The following is an 18,629-nucleotide window of genomic DNA, read 5'->3' as shown; positions in this document are numbered from 1 at the left end:
CGCCGCACGCGCCCCATGCTCCAAGACGAAGGGTGCGTAACGCATGAAGGGCTGGAGCCTCTTCCCACACCTCGTGGTGCGCACCACAGGCTTCCCCTTCGACTGGCTGGAGCGTCTGGGGTGCCCGGAGTCCGCCGCGGGAGCCCGGCGCCTGGCGGCGGAGCAACGCGCGCTGGACGCCCTGCGTGCCGAAGGCCCCCGCGTGAAGCGCCCACCGCGCGCGGTGCTGGCGGCACTGAAGGCCGGGCGGCCCGTGGACACGGAAGGGTTGGAGTCTCCGGAGGTCTTCACCGCGTGGAACGCGCGCGCCCGCGCGGCACAGGAGGCGGAGGACGCCTTCACCGCGGCGCTGGAGCGCGAGAGCGCGAATGTGGAAGCGGCCATGGTCGCGCTGCGCCGCGAGCCGCGCTTCCTGGAGGCGGTGGCCAGCTCCAGTCCGCCCGTGGCGGGGGACCTGCTGAAGGGCCGCGACGGTGCGCGGCTGCGGCGGCAGGTGGCCAGCTACCTGCAACGGCTGTGCGCGAAGAACGAGACGATGGGCTTCTTCGGCCCCATCAACTACGGCCGGGCGGATGCGGCGGCCCCCACGGGGGTGACGCTGCGCTGGTCAGGGCCGGAGGTGCTGGTGGGCCGCAACACCTTCGCGGCCTCGTGGCTGGTGCAGGGGTTGGTACGGGCCATCGCCTTCGACCCGGAGGTCGCCGCGTGGCTGGTGCTGCGCCGCAAGGCCTTCGCGGAGGTGCCCGCGCGCAAGACGGCGCCCACGCCGGAGAGCGCGGAGGAATTGCTTCCCCGGCTGGTGGAGGTGGCGGACGGGACGCGCACGCTGGCGGGGCTGGCCTCGTCGCTGGGCGTGGCGCCGGGGCTGGCGCGCGAGGCGGCGCGGCTCGGCTGTGACAAGGGACTGCTCACGCACCAACTGGAGGTCCCCGCCGCCGTGCACCACCCGGTGGACGACCTGGCCGAGCGCGTGGCGGGCCTGCCCTGTCCCGCGGCCCGGCGCCACGTCGAAGCGCTGAGCGAGCTCGTGGAGCTGATGGGCCGCTACGGCGCGGCGGACGCGGCGGCGAAGATGGCCCTGCAGGAGTCCTTCGCGGAGCGCGCCCGGGCGACCTGGGGCGTGGTGCCGCCGTCCGAGCGAGGCCCCGCGTCCGAGTCGCACAACTTCTACCAGGACCGGCTGCCGCTCCGGGAGGAGTGCGGCGGGGACCTGCGCGTGGAGGTCGGCGGCGAGCGTGCTCGCGAGCTGGCGACGCGGCTGGAGCCCGCGCTTGCGTGGATGGGTGAGGCGGCCCGGCTCACGCGCGAGGCGGCACGTGCCGCGGTGGCGGGGCTGGTGGGCGCGCGCACGGTGCCCTTCTGGAAGGTCGTGGCGGCGTACTCGGACCGGCCCGTGCCTTCGGACACGTCGGTGGCGGACCTGCTCGCGGGAGCCATCACCGACGCGTCCGTGCAGCACGTGGAGCTGGGAGGCGTGGCGGCGCCGTCGATGCCGGAGGATGCGCGGGCACTGCCGCTGGTGACCTCGGTGGACCTGCTGGTCGGCGCGCGGGACGTGGAGGCGTGGGGCCGGGGCGAGTACGAGCTGGTGATGGGCGACATCCACGACACCGCGCTGGTGTGGGGCTGGGCGCTCCAGTTCCACGAGGCGCGGGGGAAGGTGGAGAGCGGCATGGTGCGGGCGCTGGGCGCACTGCGCCGGCCGATGCCGCTGCTGACGGTGCTGGCGTCGCGACGCACGGGGCTGTTGCCCTCGGAGTTCCCGGGCCCGGTGGTGGAGCTGGGCGGGGTGAGCGCGCGGGCCTCGGCGTGGCGGATGCCGCTGGATGACCTGTTCGTGGAGAGCGACGGGAAGAGCGCGCGGCTGGTGTCGAAGCGGCTGGGCTCCGAGGTGTGCCTCTACAACGGCGAGCTGGAGAGCCTGGTGCACACCGCCTTCGCCCTGCCGCGCATCCGCCCGCTGCGGGTGTCGCTGGGGGCGCATACGCCGCGGCTGACGCTGGGCGGGGTGGTGGTGCAGCGCGAGCAGTGGCGGCTGGGCGCGGAGGAGCGGGAGGCCCTGCTCGCGGGCAGGGACGACCGCGCGCGACTGCGGGCGGCGGTGGGCGTATGGGAAGCGCGTGGGATGCCCGACTGCGTCTTCGCGAAGTTCAAGGACGAGCGGAAGCCCGTGCTGGTGGACGTGCGCAGCCCGCCGCTGCTGCGCGTCTTCCTCAACCTGCTGGAGCAGAAGGAAGAGGTCATCCTGTCGGAGATGCGTCCCGCGCCGGACCAGCTCTGGCTGCGAGGCCCCGGAGGCCGCCACACCGTGGAGCTGCGCTGCACGCTGCTGTGGGGCGCGCCGCCGCCGTCCGACGTGGAGGAGGGCGCTTGAAGCTGCTGGTGCTGCCACCGCACCGGGACGTGACGCTCGCTCCGGAAGCTCCCGAGGGCTGGCACGTCCTGGACGTGGCCCGGGACTTCTGCCGCCGTGTCATCTCCGATGCGGCAATGACAGCCGCCGTCGAGACGCGTGTGACGGCACCCGCGACGCCGCAGTCCATGAGGGAGCTGCTCCTGCTGCGCGCGGGCCAGGTGCTGTCGGGTCGCGAGGACCGCCAGGGCCACACCCGCCTCCGGGCCCTGGGCGCGGTGCTCACTGCGCTCTCGGGGCCTCCGAGCGGTGTGCGTCTGCGGCTCGATGACGTGGAGCTGGAAGAGGGCACCACCGAGCGGAGCACGGACGTGCTGCGCGCCGTGGGACAGCCCGCGCCCTACGCGGAGGACCTGGCCCGGGCCGCCGAGCGCTTCACGCAGGCGGAGCGCGTGCGCCTCTGGCTGGAGCGGGACCAGCAACTCCCGGCGGCGGCGTGGCTCGCGCGAGCGTGTCCGCCCGAAGTGCCGCTCGAAGTCGCGGGGCCCTTCGCGGTGGCGCACCGGAAGGTGCTGGCGCGGATGCCCATGTTTCATCGGGCGGAGTTCGTCGAGGACGCCGCGCCCCTGCGCTGGCGCGTGGCTCCGCTGACCGGTGAGCCGGGACCGGAGTCGCTCGTCTGGATTCCCGAGTCGCTCGACCTGCTGGTGCGCACGCCCGTGCAGCCGCTCAACGAAGGCGACGCGCTGCTTTTCGACGACGCACCCGCTGAGCCCACGGACCTGGGGACACTGACGACGAAGCAGGTGCTCGGGGCCTGCACGCCGGAGGAATTGAAGGTCTTCACCGGCGGCGCTCCCTGGGGTGGTCATGTGCTGCTTGCCTCGCTCCTGCACGCGGAGGCCCTCATCGAGAGTGGCTGCCGCGTGGCGGTGGTGGGGTTCTGCGCCGTGCACGAAGGCTTCGTGGTGGACCCGAACGGCACGCAGTTGAACGTGCGGGACGTGGCGCGCGGCGCACGGCGGCTGAGAGATGCGGGCGTGCGGCTCGTCGCGGAGTGGTGGGTGGGGGCGCCGGGAGTGGATGAGTCGGTGCTGGAGGAGACGCTGACCGCGCTCGATGCGGAGCCGCTCTTCGACCACGTGGCCGGGGCGCGCCCCTTCCATTGGGCCCTGGAACATCGGGGCATCGACCGCCCGTTCGAACGTCACTCCATGGAACCGCGGCGTCCTCCGCCGGACCGGGACCTCGCCCGGAGCCAGCCCTTCGAGGCTCCGAACACGATTCCGACGTCACGGCTCCCCGAGGTGCTCGCGGCGCTGAGCACGCGACTGATGCAGCGAGCCCCGCTGAATCCAGGGCGTGTCGCGGCCGCCTGTCTCCGAGGGCCCACGGCTCCGCCTCCCGTGAGGGAAGACGCTTCCGAGCGCGCGTCCATCCGCCTCGACGACGACTGCGCGCTGGTCCAGTTGCCGGCGTCCCTCGACGGTGCGCCGAAGCCCACGTGGTACGCGGCGAACCTGCGCACGGGCACGGTGCTCGCGATGGATGCGCGCCTCGCGCCGAAGCTCGCGGGCCTGGACCATCCGGTGCCCGCGGCAGACGCACTGGGCGCAGTCCCCGAGACACAACGGCGGAAGCTGGTGGACACGTTGGTGGGAAAGACAGTCCTGACGAGGGTGTACGAATGAGCGAGACCTGGACGCTGGGCGAGGTCTTCGTGCTGCGGCACGCGGGCTTCCCATTCGACTGGCTGGAGTCGCTCGGGCTGTCGGCGGAGCTGCTGGAACAGACCTCCCAGCTCCTCGCGGACGAGGACGCACTGCTCGCGGCGGTACGGGCCGACGGCGGTGACGCCGACGTGCGCGCGCTCCAGGAGTCACTCGCCCAAGGGCGCGAGCCCGCGCTCAAGCCCCGCCACGGCCCCGCGCTCCGGGACGCGCTGACCCGCTACCTCGCGAGCCGCCAGTCGCTCCAGGCCCGCTACGCCGAGGAGCGCACGAACCTGCGCCGGCAATTGCGCGAGCGGGCCGCGGACCCAGCCATCCAGGAGGCGGTGTTCCTCTCCAGCCCGGCCATGTTCGACAACGTCTGGGCGCGCTACCTGAAGGGCGGAGAGCGGTCGGACACCTCCGACGCGCGCCGGGTGGAGCGGCAGGTCTACACGTACCTCCAGCGCTTCTGCGCCAAGAACGAGACGACGAGCTTCTTCGGCCCCATCTCCTACGGTGAGCGCACCGCCGACGACGGCTACGACGTGCGCACGGTGCCCAGCGGCAACACGCGCCGTCGCACGTTCTTCTCCTTCTGGGCGGTGACGGAGCTGGCGCGCGCCGTGGGGCGCGAGCGCACGCTGCGCCCGCATCTGCCGCTGCGCCTCAACCCGCTCTTCACCGTGACGCCCGGCCGGGCCGCGTGCGCTCCGCTGAAGCTGGACGTGCCCCTGTCCCTCCAGGCGGAGCAGCTCCTGTCCGTGCTGCGCGAGCACTCCACGCCGGTGGCGGCGGCCCGGGTGCTCGGCGTCGCGACGGAAGACGTGGAGCGGCAGGCCCTGCCGCTGGTGAAGGCCGCGCTGCTCCTGTGGGGCCTGCCCTTCCGGCCGAACGACTTCGGCACCTTCGAGAGCCTGCGCGACTCCGTGGCCGCACTGCCCGAGTCCGACGCCCGCGCCCGTTGGCTGGAGCGGCTGGACACGCTCGCGCGCATGCGCGCCGACTTCGAGACGGTGGACCTCACCCGCCGCCGAGAGCTGCTCCCGCGCCTGGAGGCCGCCTTCACCGAGGCCACCACCCGGCCCGCCAGGCGCGGCGAGGGCCAGGTGTACGCGGACCGGCTCATCATCTACGAGGAGGCCAGCTCCCCGTTCCGCCTGCGCTTCGGCGCGCGCTTCACCCAGGAACTGGAGGCGGCGCTCACGGGCGCGCTGGAGCTGTCGGCCGCGTACGGCGAGAAGGTGCAGCGCGGCTTCAAGGAGCAGGTGCGCGACGCGCTCGGCCCGGACGAGACGCCGGTGGACCTCCTCGAGTACGCGGTGCGGCTGCGCCCGGACAACGTGTCGGGAAGCCGCTTCTCCCCGGTGCCGCCGGTGTTGCTGGAGGAGGACGGCGCCCGCACGCGCGCGCTGCCCACGGACTTCCTCGGCACCTCCACGCCGGGCGGACGCTACGCGCTGCCGGACGTGTGTCTCGCGGCGAAGCCGGACGGCGGTGGCTTCGAAGTCATGCTCGCGCGCGTCCACCACCACCTGCTGCTGTGGAGCTGGCTGAGCGCCTTCCAGCCGGAGCGCGAGCGGTATGCGTCGGTGGCCTCGCGCTGGCTGGACGCGGACCCGGCCGCGCGCGGGCTGGTGGGGCTCTCCATCCGCCGCCGCAACAAGGGCTTCTATGTCTTCCCGGGCCGGCGACTGGTGTACTCGGTGTCGGACGTGCTGGACGTGGAGGACGGCGCGCTGACGCCGTCCGACGTGAAGGTGCTCCCCACGCCCCAGGGGCCGGTGCTGGTGGACGGGAAGGGTGAGCGGTTGAGCCTGTACCTGCCGCTGGATGACTTCTCCTCGTACCCGCCCTTCGCGGCGCTCGCGCACACCCAGGTGTTGCACGCGCCGCTGCGCACGAAGGGCAGCCACCTGCCTCGGCTGAGCGTGGGCGGCGCGGTGTATCAGCGCGAGCGGTGGGACCTGTCCGCGGAGCGCCTGGCGAAGCCCACGGGCTTCGAGATGTTCCTCGCCGTGCAGCGCGAGCGGCGCGCGGGCGGGTGGCCCCGCTTCGTCTTCATGCGCAGCTCGAAGGAGCGCAAGCCGTACCTCATCGACACCGCGAGCCCCTTCGCGCTGGATTTGCTCTCCCACCTCGCCCGCGAGGCGGAGCGGCTGTCCGTGGAGGAGATGTACCCCGCGCCGGAGCAGCTCTGGCTGAAGGACGCTCGCGGCCGCTACACGTGTGAGCTGCGGATGCAGTTCACCCGGTGGACCGGCGGGCAGGGGTGACGAAGCGGCAAAACGCGTCGTACGCCCTTTGACATCCGGGGTGTATCAGCGGCCAGAATGCCCCCATGCCCGGGCCTGGCGGGGCTTTCCGCCCCTGCTGGGATGACGGGCCCTTTTTCTGGAGAGAGCCCATGTCTGGAGAGAACCAGGTCGTCCCCCCACCGAAGAAGCTGAAGAAGCCAGTGGCGGAGCTTCGCGCGGAGCTGCTCGTTGACAAGGACGTGATCGAGCAGGCCCGCATGCTGAAGGTCGACCTGGCCGAGTACGTGGAGAAGATCCTCGACTACGCCCAGAACCCCGAGAAGCCGCCCCAGCTCGTCATCACCCCGGACGAGGAGCTGAAGGCCCAGGACCCCAGCGTCCCCACCGTCGAGGAGCTCCAGACGCACCTGGAGAAGATCATCAACGGCGAGGTGATGATCAGCCGCGCGCAGCAGCTGGACGGCTTCAACGACAAGGACGCGGACGCCCGCTACAAGACGGCGCTCGCCTCCGACGCCGCCCAGAAGGGTGCTCCCGAGGCCCGCAAGGGCGCGTCGCCCACGTCCCTCCAGGCTGATCCGAAGAAGCCGTCCACCCCGAAGAACTGAGCCACCCTTCGGGGCCGGGTAATTTCCTCGGAATTTCACGCCCAGTTGAATGCCAACCCCCTGGATTTTCAGGGGTTCCACCCAGGCAGACAGTTTTTTCGGGTAACACGGAAACAATCAGTCCGAGTCCCCGACAATCATTTCAACAGGAACACTTGATGGCCGCACGGCGGCCACTACCAAAAGGACTCGACCATGGGTGGAATTGGCAAGGCTCTCGGCAAGGTGATGGACGTCGTCAAGCCGTTCGTGTCGATGGTCAACCCGCTCCTGGGCGCGGCGATGGGCTTCGCCAGCGGCCTGATGCAGGGCAAGAACCCCCTGCAGTCGCTGATCGGCGCGGCCACCGACCTCATCCCTGGCGGCATGGGCGGCGTGATGGGCAACGTGCTCGGCAAGTTTGGCGGGAAGGCGCTCATGGACGGCATGGGCGGCAACAGCCTGCTGAGCGGCGCGCTGAACCTGGCGACCGGCAAGAGCAAGGTCACCGACATCGTCGGCGACTTCCTCAAGAGCAGCGCCACGAAGGCCTTCACGGCCCAGGGCATGGGCAACACCGCCGAGCTGGCCGCCCAGCGCATGTCCCAGTTCCTGACCCAGTAATCGATGACCCCCATCCCCTACGTTCCGGAGCTGCACTTCGAGCAGATCAAGGGCTGGTTGCAGCTCTGGAACGAGTCGATGACACACGACGCCCTGCCGCAGACCGGGTACATCATCCCGGGCCGTGCGGCGGGGTTTCTGTATCGTACGGACAGCTCGGTGGCGCTCATCGAGAACCTCGTCGCCGCGCCGGGGATGTCTCGCGAGGAGCGCTCCACGTACGTCGACGCCATCGTCGCCGCCATCTGCGCGGAGGCGGAGCGGCTCGGCTTCAAGATCCTCCTCGGCTACACGCAGCTGGACGCGGTGGTGAAGCGCGCCGAGCGCTTCGGCTTCGCGCACATCGGTAGTAACTTCCACCTGGTGGCCCTGCCGCTCAACGCGGCCAAGGGAACCGGGACTTGAAGAGCGCTGTGCGGCCTCGCGCCGACCTCGTGATTCTCGGAGCCGGCGTCGTGGGCCTTTCGGCCGCGCGCCGGCTCGTCGCGCGTGGAGCCTCCGTCACCGTGCTGGACGCCGTGGACCCCGGAGGCCGGGGCTCGCGTGCCGCCGCAGGTGTCGCCATTCCTTCCGTGCGGCTGTTCGACGACCTGGACCTGCTCGCCTTCGCTCGCGCGGGCCGGGCCACCCTGGCCGGGGACCTCGAGTCACTTCCCGGGGGAGACCAGCTGCGGCGCGGGCAGGGCATCCTGCGCGTCATGCCGGACGCGAAGGCGCGGGACTCGCTCGCGGAGAAGGCCGCGAAGGACGCGGAGGGGCCGGGCCTCTGGGTGGACGCGGCGAAGCTCGTGGAGCTGGAGCCCGCGCTGGAAGGCACGCCCCTCTTCGGCGCCTTCGAGAGCACGCACGGCCACATGGTGGACACGGACGGCTACGTCAACGCGCTCCGGGACGCCGCGCTTCGCGAGGGCGTGCGCGTGCGGACGGGCACCGCCGCCCGCTCAATCACAGAGACGTCCGACGGCGTCGAGGTCCACCTGGAGGGCGAGACGCTGCGCGCGGACCAGCTCCTCGTCAGCGCGGGGCCATGGTCCACGGGCGTGCAGGGACTGCCCGCCCTTTCGCTGAAGCCGGTGCGCGGGCAGATGCTGGTGGTGCACCAGCCGGGGCTCCAGCTCTCGCGGGTGGTCTCCGGTCCCTCGTACCTGGCGCCCTGGCGCGCGGGGGAAATCGTCGTCGGTGCCACGGAGGAGGACGCGGGCTTCGTGGAGCAGGTGACGCCCGCGGGCCTGCTGCACCTGAGCGCCACGGTGGCGAAGCTGGCGCCGCGCCTGAGGGACGCGCGCTTCGTCCGCGCCTGGGCGGGGCTGCGCGCGGTGACGCCGGACGGCCGCCCGTACATCGGCCGCTACCCGGGCCTGCGCCACACCTACGTCGCCACCGGACTGGGAGGGCAGGGCATCCTCACCGGCGCGTTCACCGGGGCCTCCATCGCGGAGCTGATGGAGCACGGCCGCTGTGACGCCGTGGCTTCGTTCGACCCGGCTCGCGCCACCGCCGCGAAGCCCTGACTCCGGGGGCCTCGAGCAGCCCCCGTGAGTCCGGGACGATTCAGTACAACTGCACCGCATCGAACGGGCGGTTGAGCTTCGTCCGCGCGCGGGGCAACGCGGCCTGCACGGACTTCGCGTCCCCGCGCGTGAGCGCCTCCACGAGCACTTCCGTCTGCTTCGGCCACGTGGTGCTGGCCTGGGCGCAGCGCAGGGCCTCCGTCCAGTCGGTGTGGCCGCCGGCCACCGCGAGGCCCGCGAGGCTCTCCGCCACCTTCAGCGGGTCTCCCACGGCGCGGGCGTGCTCCTCCGCGCGGGCGAACCACTCCACGGCCGCGGCGGGCTGCTGCTCGTCCAGGAACAGCCGCCCCAGCTCCGCGGCGATGACCTGCCGGTGGAAGGAGTCCCCGAGCTCGTCCGCATTGGCGTACGCCTCGGTGAAGTGGGCCACTGCGGCGTCGCGCTCGCCCGCGCCCAGCTCCAGCCCGGCTAGCCGGTAGCGGTGGTGCTTGGCGAAGTTGGCGCCCCAGCGCTCGCTGATCTTCTCGAAGCGCCGCCACGTGGCGATGGCATCCCCGAACTGCCGCGCCGTCTCCTGCAGGTAGCTGGCGTTGGAGATGAGGTTGATTTTCAGGTGCGTGGCGCTGGCGTCGTGCAAGTCCCCCACGCAGCGCATGGCGAGCTTCTCCTCCACCACCGCCTTGTCCAGCTTGCGCTCCTGGAACCAGGTGAGCGCGCACACGTTGCGCAGCCAGCCCTCCTGCAGCGCGCGGTCCGGCGCCGTGCTCCGCTCCAGCGCGGCCAGGCCCGCCTCCACCTCGACGCGCGCGTTGGGCAGCTGCCCGAAGCGCTTGGTGAGGGTGAGCGCGCGGAACATGTGCAGCCGCGACACCAGCTCCGGCGGAATGCGGCACTCCAGCCCGCGGCCGAAGGCCTCCATGGCCGCGTCGTGCGAGCCGGTGAACACGTGCACCACGCCCATGCAGCGCAAGAGCAGCGCGCGCAGCTCCTCCACGTCGCCCAGGCTGCTCCGGTCAATCTCGATGGCCGGCGTGGTGAAGCCCGTGTCCAGCGAGTCCCACGCGTCGGCGACGCGTCCGGGCAGCGACGCGTCCGGGCCGTCGTCCAGCAGCGCCAGCCCCAGCTCCGCGGCCAGCATCGCGCCTTCGTAGTTGGTGGTGAAGAAGCAGCTGCGGATGGCGAGGATGGCCGCGGCCACGCGGACCTCGCGCGACTGCGAGCCGTCCACCACGAGCTGGAGGTAGCGCCCCTCCAGGTCCACCGCGGGCTCAATCACGCGCGAGGACACCAGCCCCGGCCCCGTGGCGCGCGGGGCGCGCATGCGGTCACACAGCGAATCCAGGTAGGCCTGGCGGCGGGACTCGAAGCCCACCGCGCCGTGCGGCCGGCGCACGCTCCACCCGGTGAGCAGCAGCGTCCCGTCCAGTCCCTCCAGGCGGCTCCACTCGGCGGCGCGCATCACCGCGCGCAGGCTGACCAGGTCGCACTCGCCCGCGCCGTGCAACACCAGCGGGCGGCCGCTCGCGCGAAGCGTCTCGACGATGGCCTTCGCCGCCACGTTGAGCACCCAGAACATCTGCTCGGACTCGCGATGCAGCCGGCGCTCGGAGGGCGTCAGCGCCAGGTCGCTCAAGTCGGGCACGCCGAGGATGGAGCCGGGGAAGAGGCGGTTCCACTCCGACGGGTGCGCCCGTGCGAGGGCGCCCACCACTTCCGGCGCCGCTTCCTCACAGGCGCGCAACACCTTCCGCACCCCACCGAAGGCCACGGGCAGGGCCACGCCCGCGTCGACCTCCAGCGCTTGCGAGGGAAGGACGGAGGGAACACCGCCCGCGACGGAGACCGCCAGCGCGCGCGTCCTCATGGGCAATGCCCTACTTCAGCGGCGGGGTGGACAGCGGGAGCATTCGGCGTGGAAACGACGGGGGGACAGCTCACGGTCGGCTCCTCGGAGGGGAACTCCATCCTCACATCGTCCGAGAAACCGAGCAATCCACCCCACAACAGAAATCCCACCCCCCTGTACGAGGGCGTCCAACGGTTGACGGCCGGCTCACGCGGGCTGCTGGGACGCCTCGGGCACGCCCTTGCTGTAGTGGAGGATGAGCCGGGGAATCCACCCGTCGAGGTTGCGGGCTCGACGCAGTGCGGTGAGGTCCATCTCCCGGTACGGAACGCCCCGAGCGCCGCGGCCGTAGTAGTGGACGACCCAGGCATGGTCGACGAGCCATTCCACCTGGTCCTCGGAGAGCTTGAGCTCGCCCTCGAAGCCTGTTTCTGAGGCCCAGTTGAGGAGGCCGGTGAACAACTGGTCCACGCGGAAGCGGCGCGAGTCGATGACGCGGTTGGCGATGTTCTGGTCCGTCCAGTGGTCCCACTGCGCGTCGGGGATGGCCTTCATCGCGGTGAGCCAGGCCTCGGCGAACGGGTCTCCCGGAGGGCTGGCACAGACGCCGGCGCAGCGGCGGTGCGCGTCCCAGCACTCTTCACCGATGGTGAAGCGCTCCACCGCTGGCAGCGTGCGCAGGGTGAGCGTGTCGAAGGAGTCCAGGTACCAACCGCCATGCTGGTGCAGCGCGAGGGCGCGCATGCGACGTGCGGCCACGTCCATCCGCGTGGTCTGCAGCGCGCCGAAGTACTGCGTCAGGTCCTCGAAGTGGACCTTGGGCAGCAGCGGCTGGTAGCGGGGGATGCTCTCCGGGTTGCAGTAGACGCGGACGACGGCGCTCTTGTTGTGGGCAATGGCCGAGCGCACGGCGGCGACCAGGCTGGGACGGATGATGTGGTCGTGGAAGATGAAGGTGAGGGCGGGAGTCATGGCGGGCCTCAGGGCGCTCCCGCGGCGAGCGGGCGCGGTTCAGCGGGGAGGGCGGCGTTTCGGAGGGTGGAGAAGGCGTCGTCCCCCATGAGCGCGCGGATGGCGTCGGTGGGGTGTGCATGCCAGAAGCGGTGGTGGACGCGCTTCGGGTCGATGTTGGCGTCGTGCACGCAGGCGACGAAGAAGGACGGGTCGTCCAGCACGAGGAGCTTCCGGGACGGGTCGCTCCAGAGGAAGCGCGCGTCCTCGCCGACGTTGATGTCGGGGAACGGATTGCGGCGCCAGGAGTCCCGCGTGTAGCAGAGCGTGTTGCCGGACACCCAGGGGCGCTGGCCGGCGGGGTACACGTACTGCCAGGAGCGGCCTGTCGTGGGCTGGTGATAGTAGACGCGGGTGAGCCCGCATGCGCTCGCGCTCGCCCGGAGCAGGGACGACACCTGGTAGGTGAGGCGCGTCGGCGCGGACCAGTCGTCGTCGTCCCAGTGGACGATGATGTCACCGCGCGCCGCCTGGCACGCGAGGTTGCGCTTGGCGCCCAGCGAGTGGCGACGGTCCAGTCGCACGTAGCGGATGCGCGAATCGTCGGGCAGCAGGTCGCGCACGGGCTCGGTGCCGTCGTCCACGACGATGAGCTCCCGGTGCTCCCAGTCCTGTGCGAGGAACCAGCGCACGGCGAGCGGCACGAAGCGGCGCCGGTTGAACGTGGGCATGATGCAGGAGACCTGCGTGCCCTCCTTCCCTGGAGGCGGCACGACGCGAGCGCGGACCGGGAGGGCGGGCGCGGGAGTCTCGTTGGCGCTGACGCTCACGGCGTCAACGCGGTCGCCCGGTGGGGGAGGAGTCGGTGGCTCCGCGACAGACGGTGCGGAGGCTTCGTCCGCGGCGGCCAGGCCATCGCCCGACGGAGGCCCCTCAACGGGCGGTGCGGAGACTTCGCCCGCGGAGGCCCCGCTGTCACCCGGCGGTGCCGTCACCGCCTCCACGGTGGGGCGGACGGCCACCGCATCCGTCGTGGCCCCGTCGTCGTGCGTGGGCGGAGGCGCGGCCGCCGCATCCGCCTGCTCCGCCGTGGCCACCTTCTCCAGCACGACGAGGGAGCCCGCCATGTGCACGCGCCGGAACCTGCCGCTGCGCAGCAGCTCCTGCACGAAGCGCTTCACGCCCGGGAAGTAGTCCGCGCAGTCGTGGAACGCGGCGAGCCCTCCGGCGGCGAGCCACGGCTCCAGGTGCCGGAAGTCGGCGGAGACGCTGGCGTAGTCGTGCAGTCCGTCCACGAGGAGGAATCCGATGGGCTTGCTCCATGGCACGCCAGGCGCGGACCCGAAGTGGACGTGCACGCGCGACGCGAGCCCGGACTGTTGCAGCGTCTTCTGGAGCTTGTCGCGCGTCGGGCCCAGGTGCTGGAGCCCGCCGTCGCGCGAGCCCACCACGCCGTCCCCCGGGTCGATGGCGTGGATGGGCGCGGGAGAGCCGAGCGACTCGGCCACGCGGCCCAGGATGACGGTGGCCTTCCCGCAGAAGCTGCCCACCTCCACCACGGCGTAGGGCTCCGGCTGCGACGACAGCGCGCGGGACGACGCGGCGATGAGCAGGTCCGCCTCTTCGTCGGTCAGCCAGCCCTCCACCTTGCGCATCTCAGAGAGGATGGGCCACGTGAGGAGCAGCTTCGGCGCGTCGCTGTCGCCATTCGCGGGCACCTCGGCCGCCAACGCCGGGGCCTCCACCGGGGCCACGCTCCGCGCCACCCGCGACGTGCCCTCGTAGTCCAGGTACCGCGAGCGCACGTGGGCGCGCAGCGGGTCGTCGAAGCGGCGGGGGATGGGGTGCGCCCAGAAGCCGCCCGGGTGGGCCATCGTCGAGTCGAGCTGCGCGGGCGTGTACCGCACGCGGTAGCGCACCAGCTCGTAGTTGCACGGGCTGGTGAGGAGCTTGTGGCCCATGAGCGCGACGAGGGTGGGGAAGAGCACCTCCTCCGTGGCCCAGATGCGCGAGCGCCGGAGGATGTCGTGCAGCTGCGAGTCCCCGTCCCACAGCTTCACCAGGTCTCTCGCGGCGTCCGCGGTGAAGACGGTGGAGGGCCAGAAGGTCCAGTGGACGAACTGGGCCTCGCCCTGGGGGAACTTGCGCAGGAAGGGCCGCCACAGGTCCAGCTCGCGGCGGGCGTTGACGGCGGGGGCGGCGCGGTTGCTCGGGCTGCGGGGCGTCTGCACGTTGCCCAGCAGGCCCGCGCCGGGGTTCGCCGCGAGGAAGTCACCGAGGAACGCGGAGTAGCCCGGCCGCAGCCCGAGCTGGTCCGAGTCGACGATGGTCATCGCGTCGAAGGGCTCATTCGCCAGCGCGTAGCGGAAGCAGTCGAGCGCGAAGTCGTGCAGCCAGCCCCACTTCATCGGCTTCGGAGTGGGGTGGACGACGGCGTTGTACTTCTCGAACGGGAAGCCCTGGAGCAGGTCCGCGTCGCGGCCGCCGTTGTAGAGCAGGATGCGCGAGTCCGGGTCCAGGTGATGGAGGTTGCGCACCAGGTCGATGACGCAGTCCCGGTTCTCATGGACGAGGCAGGCATGGATGTTTCTCACGGTGACTCCTCCTCTGGCTCCTCCAGCAACTCGCGCACGTCGGTGACGGGATAGCCGGCGTCCTCGGGCCACTCCGCCCCCAGGCGCGCGAGCAGGGGCCGGTGCCTGCGCAGGTCTCGTCCGCCCAGCCGGAGGGCCGCATCCGCGGAGAAGGGCAGGGGTGCACGCGAAGCCAGCGTCACCAGCGCTTCCTCCGCCGCCGGCCCCGGAACACCGTCCACCGCGCCCACGGCGGCGCTGCGCACGTCCTCCGGCAGCGCCGCGTCCAGCACGAGCTCCGCCAGCCGCTTCAGGAGTCTCGGGGAGACCTCGGACGCGCGCTCCGCGCAGCTCCCCGCGGCGAGCACCGCGCCCATGAGGACGTTGGCATCCGTGGAAGTGTCGAGCGCGGCCTGGAGGGTCTCCAGGTCCTCCGCGCCGCCCAGGTGCATCAGCACGCCGAGCGCGCTGGCGTGGTTGGCCGCGGTGATGGGGCTTCCAGACGCGGTGATGCCGGGAACGGGCGGGGCCGAAAGCTGTGCGCGCGCCTTACGGCGCAGCTCCTCCGCCCAGGCCTTGAAGGGGTTGGGCGTGCCGAAGCGGGTCTGCGCCTCGGCCAGGAAGAACTGGTCGAAGGCGATGCCCTGGGCCGCCGGAAGCTCGCTCGCCAGCAGGAGCGCGAAGGCTCGCTGCTGCTCGGCGGTGGGGACGCCCGCGCCCGTGAGGGAACTCATGGCCCGGGTGAGCTCGGGCGACATGTCCGGGAACGGAGGCTGCCAGTAGAGGGAGAGGGAGGCGCTCATGGGTCAGATCCGGGTGAGGGCCTTCGCGGGAATGGTGCCCTTGATCAACACTTCCTGGGTCCTCTTGACGTCGGCGAGGGCCTGCTTGCCGATGTCCGTCTTCTGGTTGGTGAAGTTCCACTCGTCCTGACCCACGCGGGTGCTCAGGTCGAGGATGGCCTTCGGGTCGATGAACGTCAGGTCGATTCTCACCTTGCCCGACGGGGAGACGAAGGTCTCACCCTGGGGGTTGGTGATGTCACCGCCAGGCGCGCGGGTGGCGGAGATGAATGGCGAGGGCTTCTTGCCCATGACGTGCTCGACGGGCGTCGTCCTCGCCTTCGGACCCGTCGGAGTGATGGGGCCGCGCACCTCGCCCGTGGAGGAGAGATTCATCGCCTTCAGGTCCTCCTCCGTGATGTTGCGGATGATGTAGCGCGGGACGAACTGCTTCTTCGCGTCGTGGACGTACAGCTGCTTGTTGGACCGCGCCCTGAAGAGCTTCTGCGAGCCGCCGCTCGGGTTCCCAATCTCCTCGTAGAGCTTCGTCGGGTTCCACACCGCTCCGAGTGGCACCTTCTCGCCGGGCAGGACGACGAGGACGGGAATCTCCCCGAACTCGCCGGTCGGCCCGTCCTCGACGTAGGCCTTGGGGGCCTTCGTCTTGATGACCTTCACGGCATTGTCGATGATCGTCCTGACCTGTGCCTCCTTCGCGGAGCCGGGCAGGGCGCGCACATCCGCCTCGATCTGCGTGCGCACCATCTTCACCACCCAGTGGTCGTCCGCGACCTCGAAGGTGGACTCCGGGTTGATGCTGGCCTTGACGGAGAGGACGCCCTCCTTCTCCGTGCCCTCCAGCGAGGTGAGCCGGTACTTCGTCTTCAGCGCGCCCATCTGCCGCCGCAGGCGCTTGGCCGTCCCCAGTTCCTTGGCCTCGCGCACCGCCGCGTCCAGGTCGCGCTGCTTCTCCGCGGCCGTCCGCTTGTCGTCCGGCTTGCCCTTGCCACCGCCGCCGAACAGCTTCTTGACGTACGCCCACGCCTTCTTCAGCCAGCCAATGACGGCGGCGCGGACCTTCGTCTGCACCTTGGTGATGAAGTCGCGAATCTTCTTGGAGATGCCGCCCAGGCCGATGAGCCGCGCGAGGAACGCGATGACGATGGGAATCAGGTTCGCCAGCGCGTTCTCGATCCAATTCGCCGCGCCGCCGATGGCGCCCGTGGCGATGGCGTGCACCGAGTTCACCACCGCCTCGATGAGCGCGACGATGCGCGAGGCGTTCTCGATGACCCACATCACCACGTTGTAGATGGCGATGATGGCCTGGACGATGGCGCCGGCCGGGTTGAACATCGAAAGGATCTTCGTGACGGCCTGCTTGACGATGGTCTCGATGAGCCAGTTCTGGATGGCGTCGATGACCATCTCCTTCAGGTTGGAGAGGTCCTCCTTCAGCTTCTCCCAGAGCGCCTGCGGGCCGCCCTTGATGGTGATGGTGATGTACTCGACGAGCTTCTCGAGGAGCGCCACGTTGCGCTCGCCCATCAGCTTCACGGCCTCGCTGCGCATCCACGCGTAGGTCAGCCCGAGCACGTCGAGGACGAGCTTGAGGATGGACCAGACGTTGAGGTCGCTCGGCACCTGGATGCCGGCCTCGGCCAGCGAGCCGAACAGCCACGTCATGAAGCCCTTCTTCAGGTGCGTCCAGATGTTGCCGACGAACTGGGTGAAGCCCTGCTTGATTGCCGCGAGCAGGTTGCCCAGGAAGCCGATGGGGTCCGCGAGGATGAGCTTGATGGTCTCCAGCCCCTTGCGGAGCACGGCCATCAGCTTGTCCTTGAACTCGGTGAGGATCTTGATGACCTCGCCGATGGCGTCCGCCAGCTTCTTCAGCGCGCCGGCGTTCTCCTCCTCCAGCTTCTTGAGCGCCGAGTCCGCCTTGTCGTGCGCCTCCTTGTATTTCTGCGCCAGCTTCTGGGCGAGGTCGTTCTTCTTCGAGTCGATGCCGCTGCGCAGCTCCTCGAAGCGGTCGCTCATCGCCTGCTGCGCTTCGCGCCCCACCGCCTGCAGGTCCTTGGGCAGGCTGTCCACGTACGCCTTGATGGCGCCCTGGCCCTTGTCGACCTCCGCCTTCGCGTCCGCGAGCCGCGTGTCCACCATGGTGGAGATGCGCACGGCCAGCGCGTCCATCTTCGCGGCGAAGCGCGTGCGCGCCTGACCGAGGATGACCTTGATGCCCTCGGGCACGGGGCGGAACAGGTCCGCGAGCCAGCGCGCCTTGCCGCGGAGGCCGCTGTAGCGGTCGTCCTTGAACTTGTCGATCTCGCGGTTGGCGTACGACTTCATGTCCGCCAGGGCCGCCTCCGCGCCCAGGTCGAACAGGCGCATCACGTCCGCTTCGAGCGTGGACAGCTTCGTGTCCACCCGCTGCTTCGTCGTCTGGTACAGCTTCTCGATGTGGTCGCTGACCTCCTTGCGGCGCGCCTCGTCGCGCTGCTTGGCCAGCAACTGCCGCGCCTTGACCTTGGTGTTGCCGGAGACCTTCACGCCGCCCATCTGCGCCACGCCGGACTTCGCGTCTCCGGACGCCTTGCCCTTGGCCTGCCCCAGCGTGGCCGTCTCGCTGGACACGTACTTCCCGGGCGCCACGGTGGCGACCTTGTCCACGTTCGTCTTCTGCGACATCACGGCGGAGAAGCGTGGGTCGTTCGCCTTCTTGAGCCGCTCCGGCGTCAGCTCCGCCTCCTTCATCTGCTGGTCGGCGTCCTGCTTGGGCTTGCCCAGCGCCTGCACCTCGGCGGCGGGCTTCGGCGCGGGCATGGCGTCCGCGCCGTTGACGGGCGGAGGCGCCACGGCGGGCTCCTCGGGCAGTGGCGCGGACTGGCGGGCGGGGACGGAGCCCGTGTCCGGGGGCGCGGCGGAGGCCTGCTCGGTGGGGCCCGCCGCCGTGTCCTTCTGCTCCTTCACGCCTCCGGAGACGGCGCCCTTCACCTGGGCCGTCTCGTTGCCCTCCATGAACTTGTCGGCGTCATCCAGGTTCTTCGGCATCACCTTTTCGATTTCCTCGCGCAGCAACGCGAGGAAACCGCTGGGCTCTGCCTTGGGCGCCTCCGCCGACTTCATGGCGTCCACTTGATTGGCCTTGGCGCCGGCGGTCCGCTCGGAGGGCGGGGACACGGCGGCGGCCTGGGCCTCGGAGGCCTTCTGCGCGGCGGGCGGGTGCTGCTTCGTCTTCTTCGAGCTCTTCTCCAGCTGCTCGATGACCTTGCGGAAGCGCGGGTCCTTCTCCGCGTCGCCGCCCACCTTCACCGCCGCGCCGCCCGGTGCCGCGGCCGTGGTGGCGCCGCCCCCGGCACGCGCACCGGCCCCACCGCGCGCGGGAGCGCGGGAGGGACCTCGTGCGGCGGCTCGGGCGGCAGGCATGGGTGGCGG

The 18,629-nt window shown here is 71.0% G+C and carries 12 protein-coding genes; 7 read left to right on the top strand and 5 right to left on the bottom strand.

Annotation, left to right across the window (positions count from 1 at the left end; translation table 11 throughout):
• The first annotated feature begins 43 nt into the window (after nucleotides 1-43).
• The 7 genes from G4D86_RS33820 to G4D86_RS33790 all read left to right on the top strand — a co-directional run bounded on the left by G4D86_RS33820 (nucleotide 44) and on the right by G4D86_RS33790 (nucleotide 9,042).
• Nucleotides 44-2,374 carry a lantibiotic dehydratase gene (locus G4D86_RS33820; RefSeq protein ID WP_163998238.1) on the top strand — a complete coding sequence of 777 codons (2,331 nt, stop codon included), beginning with the start codon at nucleotides 44-46 and terminating at the stop codon, nucleotides 2,372-2,374.
• The gene (locus G4D86_RS33815) at nucleotides 2,371-4,044 is read left to right on the top strand and encodes a hypothetical protein (protein WP_163998237.1); all 1,674 of its coding nucleotides are present in this window, start codon (nucleotides 2,371-2,373) and stop codon (nucleotides 4,042-4,044) included. Before G4D86_RS33820 ends, G4D86_RS33815 begins: the two co-directional genes overlap by 4 nt.
• Complete coding sequence (locus tag G4D86_RS33810) at nucleotides 4,041-6,338, top strand: lantibiotic dehydratase (protein ID WP_163998236.1); 2,298 nt, start codon at nucleotides 4,041-4,043, stop codon at nucleotides 6,336-6,338. The genes G4D86_RS33815 and G4D86_RS33810 overlap by 4 nt, the downstream gene beginning before the upstream one ends.
• A gap of 131 nt (nucleotides 6,339-6,469) precedes the next feature.
• Nucleotides 6,470-6,928 carry a hypothetical protein gene (locus tag G4D86_RS33805; RefSeq protein WP_163998235.1) on the top strand — a complete coding sequence of 153 codons (459 nt, stop codon included), beginning with the start codon at nucleotides 6,470-6,472 and terminating at the stop codon, nucleotides 6,926-6,928.
• A gap of 195 nt (nucleotides 6,929-7,123) precedes the next feature.
• Complete coding sequence (locus G4D86_RS33800; protein ID WP_163998234.1) at nucleotides 7,124-7,531, top strand: hypothetical protein; 408 nt, start codon at nucleotides 7,124-7,126, stop codon at nucleotides 7,529-7,531.
• 3 nt (nucleotides 7,532-7,534) lie between these two features.
• Nucleotides 7,535-7,936 (top strand): hypothetical protein, encoded by a 402-nt coding sequence (locus G4D86_RS33795; RefSeq protein ID WP_163998233.1) that lies wholly within the window; start codon nucleotides 7,535-7,537, stop codon nucleotides 7,934-7,936.
• Nucleotides 7,933-9,042 (top strand): NAD(P)/FAD-dependent oxidoreductase, encoded by a 1,110-nt coding sequence (locus G4D86_RS33790; protein ID WP_240360616.1) that lies wholly within the window; start codon nucleotides 7,933-7,935, stop codon nucleotides 9,040-9,042. Before G4D86_RS33795 ends, G4D86_RS33790 begins: the two co-directional genes overlap by 4 nt.
• A 40-nt stretch (nucleotides 9,043-9,082) precedes the next feature.
• On the opposite strand, the gene G4D86_RS33785 is transcribed toward G4D86_RS33790, so the two are convergent.
• From G4D86_RS33785 to G4D86_RS33765, 5 genes are all read right to left on the bottom strand, one after another.
• Nucleotides 9,083-10,906 (bottom strand): tetratricopeptide repeat protein, encoded by a 1,824-nt coding sequence (locus G4D86_RS33785; RefSeq protein WP_163998232.1) that lies wholly within the window; start codon nucleotides 10,904-10,906, stop codon nucleotides 9,083-9,085.
• A gap of 189 nt (nucleotides 10,907-11,095) precedes the next feature.
• Nucleotides 11,096-11,860 (bottom strand): glycosyltransferase family 32 protein, encoded by a 765-nt coding sequence (locus G4D86_RS33780; protein WP_163998231.1) that lies wholly within the window; start codon nucleotides 11,858-11,860, stop codon nucleotides 11,096-11,098.
• A gap of 8 nt (nucleotides 11,861-11,868) precedes the next feature.
• Complete coding sequence (locus G4D86_RS33775) at nucleotides 11,869-14,433, bottom strand: glycosyltransferase (protein ID WP_163998230.1); 2,565 nt, start codon at nucleotides 14,431-14,433, stop codon at nucleotides 11,869-11,871.
• Nucleotides 14,430-15,215 carry a hypothetical protein gene (locus G4D86_RS33770; RefSeq protein ID WP_163998229.1) on the bottom strand — a complete coding sequence of 262 codons (786 nt, stop codon included), beginning with the start codon at nucleotides 15,213-15,215 and terminating at the stop codon, nucleotides 14,430-14,432. Before G4D86_RS33770 ends, G4D86_RS33775 begins: the two co-directional genes overlap by 4 nt.
• 3 nt (nucleotides 15,216-15,218) lie before the next feature.
• Nucleotides 15,219-18,620: a phage tail protein gene (locus G4D86_RS33765; protein WP_163998228.1), complete on the bottom strand. Its 3,402-nt coding sequence runs from the start codon at nucleotides 18,618-18,620 to the stop codon at nucleotides 15,219-15,221.
• Nucleotides 18,621-18,629: the final 9 nt, after the last annotated feature.

Origin of the sequence: Pyxidicoccus caerfyrddinensis, assembly GCF_010894405.1 — a bacterium.
Taxonomy (GTDB): domain Bacteria; phylum Myxococcota; class Myxococcia; order Myxococcales; family Myxococcaceae; genus Myxococcus; species Myxococcus caerfyrddinensis.
This window is presented reverse-complemented; position numbering and strand designations above follow the sequence as displayed.